This window comes from Candidatus Tisiphia endosymbiont of Ditula angustiorana, assembly GCF_964026425.1.
Taxonomy (GTDB): Bacteria; Pseudomonadota; Alphaproteobacteria; order Rickettsiales; family Rickettsiaceae; genus Tisiphia.
This window is the reverse complement of sequence record NZ_OZ032143.1, coordinates 456,579-474,578: the sequence shown is the minus strand read 5'-3', so window position 1 is coordinate 474,578 and position 18,000 is coordinate 456,579. Positions and strand designations below refer to the sequence as shown.

The 18,000-nt window shown below is 33.1% G+C and carries 15 protein-coding genes; 10 read left to right on the top strand and 5 right to left on the bottom strand.

What is annotated here, in order from left to right; genetic code table 11:
- Nucleotides 1-38: 38 nt before the first annotated feature.
- Together pheT and pheS are read right to left on the bottom strand one after the other, a co-directional pair.
- Nucleotides 39-2,420, bottom strand: coding sequence for a phenylalanine--tRNA ligase subunit beta (pheT, locus tag AAGD29_RS02080; protein WP_341758333.1), 2,382 nt, complete (start codon nucleotides 2,418-2,420; stop codon nucleotides 39-41).
- Nucleotides 2,417-3,466, bottom strand: coding sequence for a phenylalanine--tRNA ligase subunit alpha (gene pheS / locus AAGD29_RS02075; protein WP_341758332.1), 1,050 nt, complete (start codon nucleotides 3,464-3,466; stop codon nucleotides 2,417-2,419). Before pheS ends, pheT begins: the two co-directional genes overlap by 4 nt.
- Before the next feature lie 1,175 nt (nucleotides 3,467-4,641).
- Here pheS and AAGD29_RS02070 point away from each other — a divergent pair.
- The 3 genes from AAGD29_RS02070 (at nucleotide 4,642) to mreC (ending at nucleotide 7,910) form a co-directional block, all read left to right on the top strand.
- Nucleotides 4,642-5,730, top strand: coding sequence for an LptF/LptG family permease (locus AAGD29_RS02070; RefSeq protein ID WP_341758331.1), 1,089 nt, complete (start codon nucleotides 4,642-4,644; stop codon nucleotides 5,728-5,730).
- Between the two features lie 299 nt (nucleotides 5,731-6,029).
- Nucleotides 6,030-7,070: a rod shape-determining protein gene (locus AAGD29_RS02065; RefSeq protein ID WP_341753644.1), complete on the top strand. Its 1,041-nt coding sequence runs from the start codon at nucleotides 6,030-6,032 to the stop codon at nucleotides 7,068-7,070.
- 3 nt (nucleotides 7,071-7,073) lie between these two features.
- Nucleotides 7,074-7,910: a rod shape-determining protein MreC gene (mreC, locus tag AAGD29_RS02060; RefSeq protein ID WP_341758330.1), complete on the top strand. Its 837-nt coding sequence runs from the start codon at nucleotides 7,074-7,076 to the stop codon at nucleotides 7,908-7,910.
- Between the two features lie 263 nt (nucleotides 7,911-8,173).
- Here the strand turns inward: mreC and AAGD29_RS02055 are convergent, their stop codons facing one another.
- Entirely contained in the window at nucleotides 8,174-9,397 is a 1,224-nt protein-coding gene (locus AAGD29_RS02055; RefSeq protein ID WP_341758329.1) for a hypothetical protein, read from the bottom strand.
- A gap of 170 nt (nucleotides 9,398-9,567) precedes the next feature.
- Between AAGD29_RS02055 and AAGD29_RS02050 the strand changes: the two genes are divergently transcribed.
- On the top strand, nucleotides 9,568-10,374 hold the full coding sequence (locus AAGD29_RS02050; RefSeq protein ID WP_341758328.1) for a radical SAM protein: 807 nt from the start codon (nucleotides 9,568-9,570) through the stop codon (nucleotides 10,372-10,374).
- Nucleotides 10,375-10,382: 8 nt separating this feature from the next.
- On the opposite strand, the gene AAGD29_RS02045 is transcribed toward AAGD29_RS02050, so the two are convergent.
- Nucleotides 10,383-12,158, bottom strand: coding sequence for an ABC transporter ATP-binding protein (locus tag AAGD29_RS02045; RefSeq protein ID WP_341758327.1), 1,776 nt, complete (start codon nucleotides 12,156-12,158; stop codon nucleotides 10,383-10,385).
- Nucleotides 12,142-13,425, bottom strand: coding sequence for an MFS transporter (locus tag AAGD29_RS02040; protein ID WP_341758326.1), 1,284 nt, complete (start codon nucleotides 13,423-13,425; stop codon nucleotides 12,142-12,144). Before AAGD29_RS02040 ends, AAGD29_RS02045 begins: the two co-directional genes overlap by 17 nt.
- A 594-nt stretch (nucleotides 13,426-14,019) precedes the next feature.
- Here AAGD29_RS02040 and miaA point away from each other — a divergent pair.
- The 6 genes from miaA to AAGD29_RS02010 all read left to right on the top strand — a co-directional run bounded on the left by miaA (nucleotide 14,020) and on the right by AAGD29_RS02010 (nucleotide 17,942).
- A complete protein-coding gene (gene miaA, locus AAGD29_RS02035) occupies nucleotides 14,020-14,946 on the top strand; it encodes a tRNA (adenosine(37)-N6)-dimethylallyltransferase MiaA (RefSeq protein ID WP_341758325.1) in 927 nt (308 codons plus the stop codon).
- 324 nt (nucleotides 14,947-15,270) lie between these two features.
- Nucleotides 15,271-15,819 (top strand): nucleotidyltransferase domain-containing protein, encoded by a 549-nt coding sequence (locus AAGD29_RS02030; RefSeq protein WP_341758324.1) that lies wholly within the window; start codon nucleotides 15,271-15,273, stop codon nucleotides 15,817-15,819.
- Complete coding sequence (locus tag AAGD29_RS02025) at nucleotides 15,820-16,158, top strand: HEPN domain-containing protein (protein ID WP_341758323.1); 339 nt, start codon at nucleotides 15,820-15,822, stop codon at nucleotides 16,156-16,158.
- Nucleotides 16,159-16,189: 31 nt separating this feature from the next.
- Nucleotides 16,190-16,819, top strand: a complete 630-nt coding sequence (locus tag AAGD29_RS02020; RefSeq protein ID WP_341758322.1) for a peptide deformylase — start codon at nucleotides 16,190-16,192, stop codon at nucleotides 16,817-16,819.
- 8 nt (nucleotides 16,820-16,827) lie between these two features.
- Nucleotides 16,828-17,424 carry a signal peptidase II gene (gene lspA / locus AAGD29_RS02015; protein ID WP_410521164.1) on the top strand — a complete coding sequence of 199 codons (597 nt, stop codon included), beginning with the start codon at nucleotides 16,828-16,830 and terminating at the stop codon, nucleotides 17,422-17,424.
- A gap of 266 nt (nucleotides 17,425-17,690) precedes the next feature.
- Complete coding sequence (locus AAGD29_RS02010) at nucleotides 17,691-17,942, top strand: DUF3035 domain-containing protein (RefSeq protein ID WP_341758321.1); 252 nt, start codon at nucleotides 17,691-17,693, stop codon at nucleotides 17,940-17,942.
- The last annotated feature ends 58 nt before the right edge of the window (nucleotides 17,943-18,000 follow it).

Below are 18,000 nucleotides of genomic sequence, written 5' to 3'. Positions count from 1 at the left end.
AGCATTTTTTGGATATATATTAGTCTGAAAGTAGAAGTTTATTCTCTTAACTTACCTTGGAATTTCTCATAAACAATTGTAACAATTTCTTGACTCAATAAATTTAGGTCTGCTTCATTTAGCGTACGATCATCTGCTTGGAATTGCACTTTAATTGCTACTGATTTTTTGCTAGATGGTAGTTTATCCCCTACATAAACATCAAATAGATCAACTGATTTTATTATTTTTTTATTAGAATTCTTTATATAAGTCATCATCTCGCCAACCGGCTGTTCTAGATCAACTACAAAAGCATAATCTCTAAAAGTTGGCTGGAAGTCGGAAACAATAAACTCGTCTCTTTTAGCAAACTTTGCTTTAGCAAATGGTATATTGGCAATATTTATTTCAAAGGCAAATATCTCACAATCAATATCAAAATGCTTTAATATAGATGGATAAATTTGTCCAAAATATGCTATGACATTTTTACCAAGTTTTATAAGAGCTGATTTTGTCGGATGGTAATAAGGTAACTCAGTTGGACAAAATTGGCACTTATCAATTGATAAGCCAGTATAATTTAAAACATTTTCTAGGTCAGATTTAATATCAAAAACATCTACTAAGCGAGCTTCAGAATGACAATCTTTCACATGATATTGTCCACATCTTACTGCAGAAGCAAAAACCAACTCACCATCAGATGTGCAAGAGTTAAAGATTGGACCTACTTCCACCAAAGCAATTTCTCTAATTGATCTTGCTAAATTTTTTTGAACTAATTTAAGTAAATTTGCAATGAGGCTAGGTCGCATATAATTATTATCTACACTAATAGGATTTAGTAGAAATAATTCCTCTTTTATTGGAGCAAATAATTTTGTAACTTCACTATCCATAAATGAGTTTGTTACGACTTCATCATACCCGCAAGTGGCTAAAATCCTTTTAATATCAGAAATTCTTCTTTGCTCTTTAGGTATAATCCTTGTTAGTTGCATTTCTGGTAATTTAATCGAGTCTAACTTGTCATAACCATAAATACGAACAATTTCTTCAACAATATCTTCTTTGATTGCTATGTCATGTCGCCAAGAGGGTATGGTAAGTTTTAGAGTGTCACCTATATCTACTATAGCAAAGCCAAGTTTCTCTAAAATATTACAAATCTCTATCTTATTTAAGCTCAGACCAGTTATTTTAGCTAGACAATCTACAGGGAATTCCACGAATCTTTGAGCAAAGGTGATATCCCCATTATACACTATATCAGAAATTTTACCTCCACAAATAGATAAAATCATTTTACTTGCAATATTTAAGGCTTTTAAGGTAAATTCCTGGTCAATATTACGTTCAAAACGATAGCGAGAATCAGTATCGATCTGCAGATGTCTGCCAGTTTTAGTAATATATTTAGGAGAAAAACACGCCGCTTCTAGCAAGATATTTTGCGTTTCAATCCCACAACTGCTATTATCCCCCCCTATAATACCAGCAAGAGTAGCTACTCGCCTATCATCTTGAATTACCAAATCTCCTGCATCTAAATCATATTCTTTACCATTTAAAGCTAGAAATTTAGTTTTTTCTTTAAGTAGTGTAATGTGCAGGTGATCTGATAATTCACTTCTATCGTAAGCATGCATTGGTTGCCCGAAGCTATAAGATATGTAGTTAGTGACGTCCACTAGGGCTGAAACCGGTTTTAGCCCAATATTTTGCAATAATTGCTTTAACCAATCAGGGCTTGTCTTGTTTTGTAAATTTCTTATTTCCCGAAAGCAGAATAATGGGCATGCTTCTTTATTTTCTATCTTTAAAGCCACAGTAGATTTAAATTCTCCGGCAATTGATGGTACTTCTAATTCTTTAAGCGTACCAATACCCTTGCTAGCTAGGTCTCTAGCTATACCATAGACGCCAAGAGCATCACCACGATTTGGGGTAACGTTAATATCAAAAACTGGGTCATCATACCCATAATATTGTATAAATGGCTCTCCTATTTTAGCATTGGGCATCAGTTCTATTATACCATCAGAATTAGTACCCACTAATAGTTCTGCTTCAGAACATAACATTCCGCAACTTTTTTCTCCTCGTATTACCGACTCTTTAATTTTAAATTTACCATTAGGGATTTCACAACCTATTTTTGCCAGTACTACTTTAATATTTTCCCTAGCATTACTTGCTCCGCAAACTATCTGTAAAATACCTTCCCTAGTTTGGACATCACATATTTTTAGCTTGTCCGCCGATGGATGAGGTTTAGTAGCTAGTATATGAGCTACTTCAAAATCCTTTAGCTCCGTCCTTCTATCTATTACTTCTTCCACTTCAAGACCAAGCATAGTTAAACATTCAGCAATTTCTTCAACAGAACTCTCGGTATCTAGGAATTTTTTTAACCAAGATAAAGTAAATTTCATCTTGTTAATCCTCCAGCTAGAGTTGGCCAGTCAAAAGCAGAGAAATTATAGTGCTTTAACCATCTTATATCTCCTTCAAAAAATTGCCTGAGATCCTTGATACCATATTTTAACATAGCAAAACGCTCAACACCTAGACCAAAGGCAAACCCTTGATAGCACTCACTATCTATATTAACATTTTTAAGAACGTTTGGATGGGTCATACCACAGCCAAGTACCTCAAGCCATTTATTGCTACCTTGCATCTTAATATCCACTTCTGCACTCGGCTCAGTAAACGGAAAAAAACTTGGTCTAAAACGTATGTCAATATTTGTTTGTTCAAAAAAATCTTTGATAAACTCTGTAATAATGTATTTTAAATGTCCCATATTGATATTTTTATCGATCACCAGCCCCTCAATCTGATGAAACATTGGTGTATGAGTCATATCTGAATCAGATCTATAAGTTCTACCAGGAGCAATAATCCTAAAAGGTGGTTTACCCTTTTCCATTGTCCTGATTTCCATCGTTGAAGTATGGGTACGCAACAATAAAGGCTGTTCTCCTTCTTTTGCTTTTAGATAGAAAGTATCATGCATCTGCCTTGCAGGGTGATCTTCATAAAAATTTAGGGCAGTAAAATTATACCAATCATTTTCAATAGTTGGACCATACTCAATTGTTAACCCAAATTTTGCAAATATTTGAATTAATTCTTCGGTAGCTTGGGTAATGGGGTGTATGCTCCCCTTCTTATACTGCCGGGCTGGAATTGTTAAATCTGTCTTTTCTTCAGCAAATCGTTTATTTAATGCAATTTCCTCCAAGACTGCTTGTTTTGCTTCTAGCAAATTACTAATCTGCCCTTTAAGCAGATTAACTGCCTCGCCTAACTTTCTACGATCATTTTGCTCAAGACTACCAAGCTTTCTCATTTCTTGGTTAAGTAAGCTTTGTTTCCCAAGAAACTCCACCCTAATTTGTTGCAACTCTGATAGAGTTTGAGTTGATTCTATTCTGTTTTGTGCAGATTTTAGTATTTGGTTTAGATGATCCATAACAAGTTAATAATAATATCGAGCCTTAAAGATTAGACTAAATTTTATTATATGTCTAGATTAATTAGAAGCAAATGTCAATAACATGGTATTGACAATGACTTAGAAAAAACTTGATTATCGAGTATTATTACTGATATAGTTATTATATTAACCTCAATTCGATGTAAGATATCGGTTTAATAGCCTAGGGTGTCATCCACAACTGTCGAAAGTTAGAAGAGGAAGCGGTTTTAAATAGGGTAACGTCATTGCGAGGAAGACCGTAGGTCGACGAAGCAATCCAAAAAAGTAACCATAAGTGGATTGCTTCGTCGGCTTACGCCTTCTCGCAATGACAGCGGTTATAAGCCGACAACTTTTAAACTGTCATTATGACTTCTAAAACCGCTTCCTCTTCTAACTTTCGACAGCTGTGGGGTGTCATCCCTGCGGAGCTTTGCCCGAATCAAAAAGCCAACGTAAGTAATGGTACTTACAGGATCAAAAACGATGTCACTCCCGCGTAGGCGGGAATCCAAAAAATAACCTACAAAAGCTATTAGATATTATAGATTCCCGCCTACGCGGGAATGACATAATGGCAAGTAGGGATGACATAATGGCGATGATTACTTGAGCCTACTATTAATTTATTACATCGATAGTTGAGATTATATTATACATGTATGATACCAGTGGTGTTTTATCATAGTACCCTACATTTTTCTATAATCGTCATCGCGAGGCATCTTTAGATGCCGTGGCGATCTAGGTAAACAGCGAAGCTGTTTTTTCTAGTACGCTTCGCGTATCCTAGATTGCCGCGTCGCCGCTTTCAGCGACTCCTCGCTAATAGACGATCAGCAGCCATTTTAATAGTGGTTATATAAAAAATGTAGGGTACTATGGTGTTTTATACTCGATAATCAAGTTTTTATTGAATTATATAATTCAGGACAGTTTAAAAGTCATGAAAAGAAGCTGAGAAAATGTCATTCTTAGCAACGGCGGGAATATGAAAAAATAGCATAGATAGTGTTGTTAGATATTTTAGATCCCAGCTTTCGCTGGGATGACATACACTGCCATGAATTGTAGCCCTCAGAAAAAAACTTGATTATCGAGTTATAATAGCTCTTGCTTCACTTTTGGTTGTAAAATCATCCACTACGGTCACCAATTTTTATTTTAAAATGATTAATTTTAAAACTCTTTCAATTTACCTGCTCAGGCTATATTGTGGCTATTTCATCGGTATATTGCTTCTGCTTATCGGGGTTTTAATTCTTTCAAATATCTTTGACCTTTTGCAAAAATTTAAAGCTGCATATATTCCAACACATTTTTTTTGGAAACTTGTATTATATAAAATACCTTATTTAGTTAATGAAGTAGCTTCTCTTCTTAGCTTCATTGCGATGTTATTTTTTCTAAAAAGACTAACTAAACATAACGAACTAATAACTATTTTATGCAATGGTATACATATTTGGAGGGTTATTGCTGTTCCGGTTTTTGCAGCGGTGATTTTTGGTATAATACTAATAACTATATGTAACCCTATTGGTACATTTGGTTTACAAAAATATGAATATTTAGAAGCAAAATTGAGTAAAAAGACATCTAATAATTTTATAATATCAAAATCTGGTTTACTATTTTTTGAGAATTATCAAGGCAATAAAAGAATTATTCAGGCTGGGTCTATTGATGTAGTGAACAATAAGTTAAATAAGATTATTATATTATTTTTAGATGACAAAAATAATTTCTTAAAAAGAATTGATGGAGAACATGCTATTTTAGTTGATAATAATTTAAAACTAACTTCTGTAAAAATTTCGGATAACTATAATGTCAAACAATATGAGCATTTTACTGTTCCAACAAATTTATCAATAAGTAACTTACTAAATAGTTTTATAAATCCTGAGATGATTGCTATTTGGGATTTACCAGATACAATTAAACATTTAGTAGAATTTGGTTTACCAATAACTAACTACCAAATTTATTTCTATAAACAGTTATTTAAGCCTATAATTATGGCTACCACAGTGATTTTAGCAGCCTGCTTTTTTAGTCTTAAGCAACGTGATAATTCTCAAGAAAAAATCTTAGTAATTGGCTTATTTCTAGGTTTTATTATTTATTTTCTATTAGAGATTTTGTTTAAAATACTCGCATATAATGCAACCCCCCCTTTCTTAGCTATTTTATTGCCAAATATATGTATATTATTTTTCAGTAATTTTGTTATTATGCATTCTAAAGAAACCTGATGCACGCGAATTCGGGATAAGAATTTGTCAATTCTTATCCCAAATTCGGTAAAATTATAGAAACAATCAGATTTGAGACGGCTCTGCATCTGATTGTTAAATTAATATTTTGCTAAAAACATGATTTTAAAAGATTAAAATCATGTTTTTAGCTTTAGAAAGGTTTAAAATGCATTCGCGTTAGCCGCTTTAAGAATGCATTTTTCCTTATATTAAAGCCCATTCGGGATAAGAATTAACTAATTCTTATCCCGAATTAGGGTGATGCGTTAAAATGATTTGATTTTGGAGAAATAAAAATGCTAACAAAATTTTTCAGGAAATTTGTATGTGATATGGCCATAGATCTTGGTACGGCTAATACTTTAGTGTACGTCAAAGGTAAAGGAATCGTACTTAACGAACCTTCTGTAGTTGCATTGATTAAAGTGGACGGAGCATTTAAGCCATACGCATTTGGTCAGGAAGCAAAGAATATGTTAGGACGTACCCCAACAGACATTGAAGCAAAAAGACCACTAAAAGATGGTGTTATAGCCGACTTTAAGGGAGCTGAAGAAATGATAAAATATTTCATCAGAACAGTACATAATCGTAGATCATTTACTGGTCCAATGATTATAATTTGTGTACCATCAGGTTCTACACCAGTTGAGCGTAGAGCTATTCAAGAAGCAGCAGAGAGTGCAGGAGGTAGAGATGTATACCTTATAGAAGAACCTATGGCAGCAGCAATTGGTGCTGGATTACCAGTAACAGAAGCAACTGGTTCAATGATTGTTGATGTAGGCGGAGGAACAACAGAAGTAGCCGTCCTATCATTAGGTGGTATTGTGTATGCTAGATCAGTACGGGTAGGTGGCGATAAAATGGATGAGTCTATTATTTCTTATATTAGAAGGCATTATAATTTACTAATCGGTGAAGCTACAGCAGAAAAAATCAAAAAACAGATTGGGGCTGCTTACGTAGATGATAGTTTAGAACCAAGAGTAATGGAAATTAAAGGACGGGATTTAATCCATGGTATCCCTAAAGAAATGCTACTAAATGAAAGACAAATTGCTGACAGTCTAATTGAACCAGTTAGTCAAATTGTAGAAGCAGTAAAAGTGGCGTTGGAATGTACTCCTCCAGAGCTTTCATCTGATATTGTAGATACGGGAATTGTTATGACTGGTGGTGGGGCATTACTCCGAAACCTAGATCATGTCCTAAAAGAAGCAACTAAACTACCGGTAATTATTGCTGATCAACCACTATCATGCGTAGCTCTTGGCACGGGAAAAGTACTAGAAGATTTCCAAAAATTCAAGCATGTGTTATTTAAACAAGATTAACCGATGGCATTACTTGCAAACAGAATAAAGCGTTCTAGTAAAATAGTAGAGTTTGCTAGATTTATACTTGTTACTTTGAGACGTGTTTTCGTTTTATTTTTTGTTATCGCCTCACTTTACTTATTTATTGCTGCTCCAAAAAGATTTTCTTCTATTTCTCTTGAAGTCGTTGGACATGTTATTTTTGGTGGATTGCTAATTCATGAAAACATATTTAAGCAAATTAATTTAATAACCCAAAATTTTATTTATTTACGAGACTTAGCAAGAGAAAATATCGAACTACAATTAGAAGTGGCAAGACTAAGAAACTTACAGAGCAATATATATTTGATCCAATCTGAGAATAAAGAGCTAAAAAAATTACTGTCAGTTGTAGAAGAAGAGCAATATAACTATGTCAGTGCTAAATTACTAAGTGTTTCATTAAACCCCTTCAGTAAAACTGCTTTAGTGTCAGCTGGAGTGAGACATGGTGTAGAAGTTGATCAGATAGTTACCAACAGTGAAGGATTAGTTGGGCGAGTAATACAAGTAAGCAACAATTACTCTAAAATAATTTTAGTTAATGACGTAAACTCTCGAATCCCCATCACTACAGTATCTTCAAAAGAAAAAGGTATCATGAGCGGCTATGAGAACGGTAGCAAAATACTCTATTTACCAAAAACTCATCTTGTGCAAAAAGGCGAAAAAGTTATAACATCTGGTTATGGTAATATTTATCCTTACGGCATAACAGTGGGTTACGTAAAAAAAGCAAATGCAGAGAATGTTCTTGTAAAGCCTGTAGTTGACTTATCAAAAACCGAATTTGTTAGCATATTGCTACCACAATAAGCCCATAGTACCCTACATTTTTTATATAACCACTATTAAAATGGCTGCTGATCGTCTATTAGAGAGGAGTCGCTGAAAGCGGCGACGCGGCAATCCAGGATACGCGAAGCGTACTAGAAAAAACAGCTTCGCTGTTTACCTGGATCGCCACGGCATCTAAAGAGCCTTCCTATGACGATTATAGAAAAATGTAGGGTACTATGCAATAAGCCCCACAAGTGTCGACAGTTGTAGGCTATTAACCTTCACGAAACCTAATAAATCTAGCATTCTACAAACATGGGATCAACAGAAGCAATAAGCGGGACGTCATTCTCTTGATTATGTTCTTGAGTAATGTATTGCTCTACAGAAGGACTATCTTTTGTTTCAAGTGCTACTGCTAGTAAACTGTTTGTAATATCAACTAACTCTTCAATTTCCCCTTCTTTTTCTAGTAAACTTTTTAATTTTAATCCTTGTTGACTATTAAAAAAATCCTGCTTACGAGTTACTGGACCTGCATTTCTCCACTTGTTCTTAAGATTACTAAATTCATAATCCCTCATTACACTGACTAAATTTGAACCATTACCCCAAATGAAAGAATTAAATATTTTTCCATCTACGGCATAACTGTTTTGTGTTGCATAAATGTAATATTTATCAACATTTTCTTTACCAATAGTTGTCATTAATTCTTTTTCGCAAGCTTCTACAGGCCAATCTTTTGGAATATTTACTGGTGTCTTGTTGTCATCAACATACCATCCACCAAATGTTATACTCTTAATTTGCTTGATTTCATTCACGGAAAGAAGCTTATATCCTCTTATTTCTTGACCATCTAGGTCTTTCGTTAAATAATCTAATGGCTTTAAACCTAGCAGATCTTTATATGTATAATCAGCCCCTTTAGACTTTAATAGTTTAATAAGTTTAACTGTTTCAGTATTTTTTTCTTCTGATACTAATCCTAAATGAAAACATAGCACACTCAAAGATGTTAGCCCATATTCATCAGTACCATTTGGATCAGCACCTTCATTTAGTAATTTTTGAGCTAATTGATATTGATTATGCTTGGTAGCTAAAGTTAATGCAGTATTGGTATACCAGCTTCTTTTCTGACCAGTTACATCTACATATTGATAATTCAGGAAATCTTTGTATTCCTCATCTGACAACTTACCTTTTGCATCATCAATTAACCTCTCAGCTAGTGGATATAATTTCGAGGCAATCGCAAAAAGTAAACAATTATTACCTGCTGGGTCCTGATGGACTGCTTTAACATTACCATCTTCACTGTAAAATGTTTTATAACAACTACCTTCTATATCTTTTTCAAGAATATTATCTATCCCACATAATGATACATTGCTATCAAGGTCCTTATTTGTGCCTAGCAAAATAATTTCTTTCCTAATAGCATCAATAAAATTATTTTTTAAATATTCACTGTCACTTCTCATGTTTTTACCACCATAATTATTAAACCTTTTCATATAAAGAGCTATTTATATGTTGAGTAGTTAATATAAATTATATATTATAGTTATATTTTGAATAACTAATTTTTATAGTTGAGCATTATATACTAAAATATTAATTATACTACTCCAATCTTATTAGCCTTTCCATTTAAAAATTAACAATATTTTTATACTAATACATTATGTTTGGACAAAACCCTAAAAGGCCAGCCATATTTAATGATGGAACTAGTCTAGAAATCAAAAGTATTTTTAAGACTATTCAGGGAGAAGGACCTTTTGTAGGTATGCCTGCTGTTTTTATTAGGCTTGGTGGATGCAATCTTGCTTGTAATTTCTGCGATACCGACTTTGAAGATTTTAATATATTAACTATTAATAATATTATCGAAGAAGTTGAAAAACTGGCAATTAATAGACTTCTTGCAGAATTCGCTTCTGCTAGGGGATTTGCAAAAACCACGGAATCTCAACCCCCAACGTATTTAGATGTATGTGAGGAGCAAAGTACCGGTAGCACACACAAATTACCAGCAGCAATAGAATTATGCAATAGGTCTAATATCAAATTAGTGGTTATAACTGGTGGTGAGCCTTTTCGTCAACCTATAGAATTATTGTGCTATAAATTAATAGATTTGGATTATATAGTGCAAATTGAAACTAATGGCACATTATATCGTGATCTTCCAGATAAAGTCCATATAGTTTGCTCACCAAAAGCTGGGAAAAATGGTTATGCACTATTGAGAGATGACTTACTATCTCATATTAATGCCCTGAAATTTTTGGTGGCTAAAAATATACCCAAATACTCTAACATACCAGAAGTAGGACAAAGCAAGTATAATATACCAGTATTTATTCAGCCTATGGATCAAAATAATCCGTTGCTAAATAAAGAAAATGAACGGTTAGCTATTGATTTGACCATTAAGTATGGTCATCGCCTTTCTTTACAAACTCATAAGATTTTGGGTATTGAATAAAAAATTATTTATCCCACTTTTTCCTCCTCTAATTCCTTATTATATAATTTATAATATTCCGCTTTATTGTCCATAAGTTGTGAGTGAGTTCCTTGTTCAAATATCATGCCAGATTTCATAACAACTATATGATCAACATCCTTAATGCTCGATAAACGATGTGTTATAATTAGGGTGGTTTTATTCTCACGAATATTTACTAAAGAATTTAGAATTAATCGCTCAGAATTTTGGTCTAACGAGCTGGTTGCTTCATCCCAAACTAAAATTGCCGCTGATTTCAAAAAAGCTCTAGCTATGGCTAAACGCTGACGTTGTCCACCTGAAAGTGTTGAACCTTGATTACCAATTATCGTGTCGTACTCTGCTGGAAGGTGTGAAATAAATTCATGAGCATCAGCATATTTTGCCGCTATAATAATCTGATCACGAGTTGCATTTGGATTACCATAAGCAATATTTTCTGCAACACTAGTGTCAAATAATGTAGTATCTTGCGTCACTAAAGAGATTTGCTGCCTTAAAGAGTCAATCCTTATATCTTTAATATCGTAATCATCAATTAAAATCTGTCCGCTAGTTGGGTTATAAAATCTTACTAATAAATTAGATAATGAAGTTTTGCCACTGCCAGAACGTCCAACAAAAGCTGTAGTTTTCCCTGGCATTATTTTTAGATTAACGAGCTTTAAAGCTACTTTATTATTAAATTTTAGTTCAACATTATTAAAAACTATTGATGGATTAACTAACTGAACATTTTGAGCATTTACACTATCTTTAATAATAGGCTCAGTATCTAGAATATTAAAGACTCTTCTTGTTGCAGCAATACCCTCTTGTAAGTTTACATTTAAAGAAACCAAACTTTTAAAAGGTCTATAAGCTGCAAGAAAGGCAGTAATAAAAGCAAAAAATGCTCCTGGTGTAGTTTCTCCTTTTATGACTAACAACCCACCATACCAAATAAGCCCTCCAACTGTCATACCACTTAATACTTCCATGATTGGTGAGACCAATGCATCCAATTTTGCAGTCTTCTTTAGAAAACGTAAAATATTGCTAGAGAGCAATAAAGCTCGATTGCTTTCAATCTTCTCTCCTAAAAAGGACTTAACAATTTTAATTGACTGAAAAGTTTCATCTAACCTAGAAGTATAATTAGCTAATTCCTCTTGAGCTTGACCTGATATTCTACGAATTTTTTTCCCTAATTTCTGTATTGGATAAATTGCTAGGGGAAATGCTAGAAATACCATACAAGATAACCTAGGTTCTAACTTAAACATCACTATGATAAGGCCTACTACTGTTAAAAAATATTTGGCACAACCTACTAGTAAATGCGATATAGCACCACGCATCATGGAAATATCGTTAGTAAAACGTGATATTAAACGCCCCGATGATTGAGATTGAATAAAGAGAATGTCGGCAAACAATAAATGCTCATACATCTTAATTTGCAGATCAGTTAAAATCCTCTGACCAACAAATTTAATTAAATAATTTGAATAATATTCAGCAATACCTTTAACAGTAAAAGTTATTATTACCATTAAAGGTACAAATAGTAGCATTTGACGATTGCCTGTTAAAAATATTTGATCAATAGTTGGTTGTACTAAATTAACGCTATAAGCAGCACACACAGCCGTAATTACCATACAAAATACTGCTATGCCGATCTGTTTGAGATATGGCTTTATATGATCAACTATTAACCTTCTTAAAGTATTATAGGCACTATAGTCATAATTTATTAGATTATGTTTTTTTTGCAAAATTCTCTCCTTCAGTTTGATAATTTGTTATAACGTTTGTACTATACAGATAAATTACTGTACTGAACAATATTAATAACAATAGCAGAAAAAATCCTAGCACTAAGAATATTGAATTAAAATATTGCCACAATAACATACAAAAAAATGGTGTTGTTGACGAAACTATCATGCCACCAAGTGAATGCGATAGGCTACACATTCTAGCCCTAATATTAGTAATGAATAGAGATTGGACAATAACTTGTAATGGTACTACATAAAATGGAGAGAGTGCTATAAGAATGATAGGGAAGTAAATCACAAAGATTTCTTTATATAATAGAAACTGTACAATAATTATAACTAACAAACTTAATGATAACGATGTAATAATTTGTTTTTTAGGATAAATCCTATCGGATAAAAAACCAGAAAACACTGACATAATAGCGTAAATGGTTATTAAGACTATATTGATAATTTGAGCTTGATTGCTATTCATAAGCAACGCACTTTTTGCTGCAAAGACTCCCCAAAAAATAATTAAAAAATGGTAAATACCTCCTATGCAACCACTTATTAATATTGCTATGATAAATCTGCCAAATGAATTTTTTATAATCTTTCCTAAATCAAAAAAGTTATAATCTATAGATTTATGATCCTTTTTAGACTTTAAAAACTCCTCACTTTCACGAAAATAGTGCCTTAGACTTATGATAAATAAACCAAAGATTCCACCAATAATAAAATTTGCCCGCCATAAATGAGACATTTGTTCAAACTTTGTCGAAAAATGATAAATTGCTGCAGCAACCAATGCCCCAACCTGAGTACAAAATGACACGATACCATAAGTATAATTTTTATGCCTATTTCCCACCTTTTCTACAACATAAATTTTTATTGCATCACCCTCCCCTGCCAAACTCATTAAAAATGTCATACGACAAAATATTAAAATTATTGTAGCATACATACCAATTTTATCAAAATTAGGGGTTAATCCTATAAGAATTGTAGAGATAGTAGCCAAAAATACTGAAATTTTAACTGATACAACTCTACCATATTTATCACTGATAAAACCAAAAATGATCGAGCCTATGGGACGAGCTATTACAGCTATGCTGAATATAGCAAAAAATAATAATATCTGCCTATCATTTGATCCTAGAGGTAAAAAATTCTTGGATAGAGCTGCTGCCGAGAGACCAAAAAGAGCATAATCATAATAACGCACAATTGTTGTAAAAAAAGCAATTAGGAATGCCGGTCTTGTCATACATCTAGACCTATTATTTTTGTCATGGTATACTGCTCGTAAATGAAGAGTTGGTAGACGAAGATCAAAATCAACAAGTGCTAGGAGTGTCCAAGCCGAGGAGCACAGCGTACATTAGTACGTGAGCACCGCAGGTCTTGGACAACAACAACGCAATTGTTGATTTTCATCGAGTATATAATTTTTCATCTTATAGCTAACCTGACTAGCATTACTTTGTTTATTAGCAAGAAGTCACTTCAGTGGCGACGAAGCAATATAAAAAATGATTAAAAATGGATTGCTTCGTCGTACTCACGCATTCTTCGCAATGGTGGCAGTACTTTTACCCAAATGTCATTGCGAGGGCTGCTTTAGCGGCAACGAAGCAATCCAAGAAAGTGATGTTTGCTTAGTTGTGTTTATGCACTCCTTGCTCATAGACGAAGTAATGATAGTCGGGTATAGTCAATTGATGAGAATTTGGTGACGTCGTCTTCGATCGCTCGCCTATTATCTATAGGCTTCGCTCCATCGTTCCTAGCATCAAATTCTCCTGAATTGACTATAGTTATAGCTTTCATGTTAATTTTCTATTCTTGAGTATATACATTAATGCAAAAAAAGAAAATGTTAGTTATATGTGGACCTACCGCTAGCGGCAAGTCTTATTTGGCACATTATTTAGCTAAAATATATAATGGTGAGATAGTTAACTGTGATTCTATGCAGATATATAGGCAGATTCCTATTATTACTGCCTCGCCATCACAAACATACCGTAATGAGATTCCTTATCATCTTTATAATTTTTTATCTATAGATCAAGAATTTTCAGTAATACAATATATAAATTATGCTCTTGAAAAAATTACAAACATTCGTAGTAGAGGCAAGCTACCAATAATTGTTGGCGGTACTGGGTTATATATTAATTCATTACTTTTTGGTTATAATGAAATACCATCAATATCTCCTAAAATTAGGCAATATGTTAGAGAGGTACACTCTAAGATTGGTTCGACCCAGTTTTTTAATAAACTAAAAGAGCTAGATAGACTGGCTAGCCAAAAGTTACACGAACACGACACTCAAAGGGTTATAAGAGCCTATGAAGTATTTATGGAAACCGGGCAATCTATATTTGCTTTCCAAAGCTTACAAAATAAATCTATTCTTCCAGCATTTGATTTTAAGGTAATTTTTCTACATCCAAAGAGAGAATTTCTTTATCAAACATGTAATACTAGGTTAGAAAAATTATTTAATGAAGGAGCAATTGAAGAAGTAGCTCAAATTAAAAAAGATTTTCCTGATATATATTCTTCTGCAATAAAAACCATTGGTCTACGGGAAATATTATGCTATTTAGATAATGAAATTACTTTGCAAAATGCTATAAATTTAGCACAAATTAAAACTAGGCAATATGCAAAAAGGCAAATTACTTGGTTCAAAAACCAAATAAAAGACAAAATAACTCTAGAATATTCTAATAATCAGCAATTTGAAGAATTGATTATTGATTTGGAGATATTATAAATTAACTAGACCTCTAGCCTAGGGTGTCATCCCTGCGAAGGCAGGGATCTAAAAAAATAGCCTAAAAGACTATTAAACATTATTAGATCCCAGCTTTCGCTGGGATGACATCGTTTTGACATTAGTACTACACTGTAGCGCTAAATAGCGTAGTTAATAATGGAAAATAGTATAAGACACCTGTTTAATAGTCTTGATTTCCTTATGTTATTGTTACTGCATTATGACACATATAACAACTATTGATTATAATTTACGATTAAACTGTTGTTGATTATTTAAATTATTTGGTATATAGTTGATCTAGGATAAAAAAATAGCTTTATGAAAACTACCTTACCTGACCGCTCACTAGTTATTAAAGAAAAGCTAGAGAATATTGTTAAAGAAATCCTACATGTAGGCAAGTCAAAAATAGCGATGATTATCTTATTTGGCTCTTATGCTAGAGGAGATTGGGTAGAGGATATAGAGAAGGTAGGGGATATTAGTTATTATAAGTATCAAAGTGATTTTGATCTTTTGTTGATTTTAAAGAACGGAGAATATGCTAGCTATCCAGCTATAAACCTACAACATAAGATAGAGAACAGGCTAGGTAAAAAATTCTCATTAGATGAAAAACCACCAATTACTCTGATACTTGAACCTATTAAGCTGGTAAATAGACAACTGGAAAAAGGTCAGTATTTCTTTAGTGATATCAAGAAAGAGGGAATTCTTTTATATGATAGTGGTGAATTTATACTGTCTGAAGCTGAGGAACTATCATGGCAGGAACGTAAACCAATAGCTGAAAAAAAATATAAATATTGGTTTAAAAAAGCTAAGGACTTTCTATTGCTCACTCATTTGTGTTTGGATATAGAATAATTGAATAATGCAGCCTTTGTGCTTCACCAAGCTACCGAGAGCTTTTATAATGCTATCTTGTTAGTTTTTACTGGTTACAAGGCCAAGTCACATGATATACTGGGACTTGGCGATAGGGCTAGAAGTCATCATTACGATCTCTACAAGATATTTCCACATGAGACTCCTGAGCAAGAAGAGTGCTTTACGTTACTGCGAAATGCTTATGTTGATGCAAGGTATGATCAAGATTATACAATTAGTAAAGAACAATTACTTTACCTTATTAACCGGGTAGAGGAATTAAAGATAGTGACTGAAAAGATCTGTCTAGAAAGGATTAATACAATAGAAGTATGATAAGCCAACTAAAATTAATAAAGGAGCGGAGATGCCTAACAAATCTAGTGAAGCAACACTTTTAGATGATTCATTACCAAATTATGTAACTGCATGTGTATCTAATCTAGAAGCGACTGCAAAAACATCAATAAGAATAGTTGCAAGTCATGTTAAATTTCCTTTATCTAAGGAAGATAACAAGGATATAGCAATACTTATAAGCAAATTTGATAATGAAAAAAATTGTGCTGGTCTAGCAGCTCCGCAAATAGGAATTTCTAAACGAGTTATTGTTTTTGCAGTACCTAATGATCCTTTGTTAAAAAAACGGCATCCAGATTTAACTGAAACTATGCCTAAAACTCTGTGGATTAACCCATCTTATAAACCAATTGGCACGGAGATGCATGAAGATTATGAGAGATGCTTTTCCGTAAAAGATGTAGCTGCTCTAGTTAAGCGTTATAAGAAAATAAGTTACACAGCCTTCAACCAAGAAGGTAATATAGTAGAAGGACAAGCAGAGGGGTTTGCAGCTAGGGTTATCCAGCATGAAATAGATCATCTTGATGGTAAATTATTTATAGATCTTGTACCAAAAGATAAGCTTATGAGTATAAAAGAATATAGAAAAAAACGAGCAGAAGAAATAAAGTCAGAAGATATAATCAAAAATTAAATTCTAATATGCGTATACCATCAATATTTAAGAAAATATTACTAATTATTCGCCAAAGTAGTCGTATAATTGTTAAATTAGTAATTATAGATCAATTAGTAAAATGGTATTTTATAGGTTATCTAAGAGGTAAAGTTGGTCTAACACTAGAAGTAACCAGCTTTTTAGATATGGTTTATATTTGGAATTATGGAATTAGTTTTGGGATGCTTCGAAATTATTATCAGTATAGTAATATGCTTTTTATAGTTGTTAACTCTGCCCTTATAGCATATTTGTGGTATATCTTATTAAAATGTAAGACGATGCCAAGCTTTGTTGGTTGTAGTTTTGTCATTGGTGGTGCTATTGGTAATTTGATCGACCGTTTTGTTCATGGGGCGGTATTTGATTTTATTTATTTTCACTATAAAGATTTTGGTTTTCCGGTATTTAATCTAGCAGATAGTTTCATTTCATTAGGTGCAATATTCTTATTGCATGATTATTATAAGACCAAGAAAATTGTTGAACAACAACAAGATGTTGAATATAATCACGCTCGATTGCAAACTGAAGCGGATAGGATTCGTGAACTTGATTTTAAGAAAAATATAAATTTATAAAGAGGATTGATATGCACTCAAATGATTTGAAGCATGGGGGGAACAAACAAGGGGTGAGCGAACTAGGCATACATGAAGTACGTGAGTACACGAATTCCCCGATAGTATTTGCAGAAACCAATTCTTTAAAGCAGAAGAGTATACCCGATGAATTTCAAGAGTTGGCTAGGTCTGCGAGTGACGAGCGAACTAGGCGTAGTCAAACCGTTGTTCCTACACGAAGTCCCATCGTGCCACAACGCCAACACTTAAAAGGCGAAGGGTATATGCGTATAATTTTTTTGTTATTTACTACCTTAGTAACACTGTCTGCCTGCAATAAAAAAGTAAAAGAAACAATGGGTATAGTGACACCTGGTCCTGATGAGTATAGGGTACAACGCAATAAAACCTTAGAAGTCCCCCCTCACTATGACTTACCTTCTATTGAAAAAAAAGATACAAAGAACCACAAAGTTCATTCTCCAAAAAATCTCAATGATGGAGAGCAAGCTTTAATAGAGGACATGGAAAAATAATGCTATTATTTTAATATTATATAATTTTTTCACTTAGTGGACAAAAATTTTGGTATAT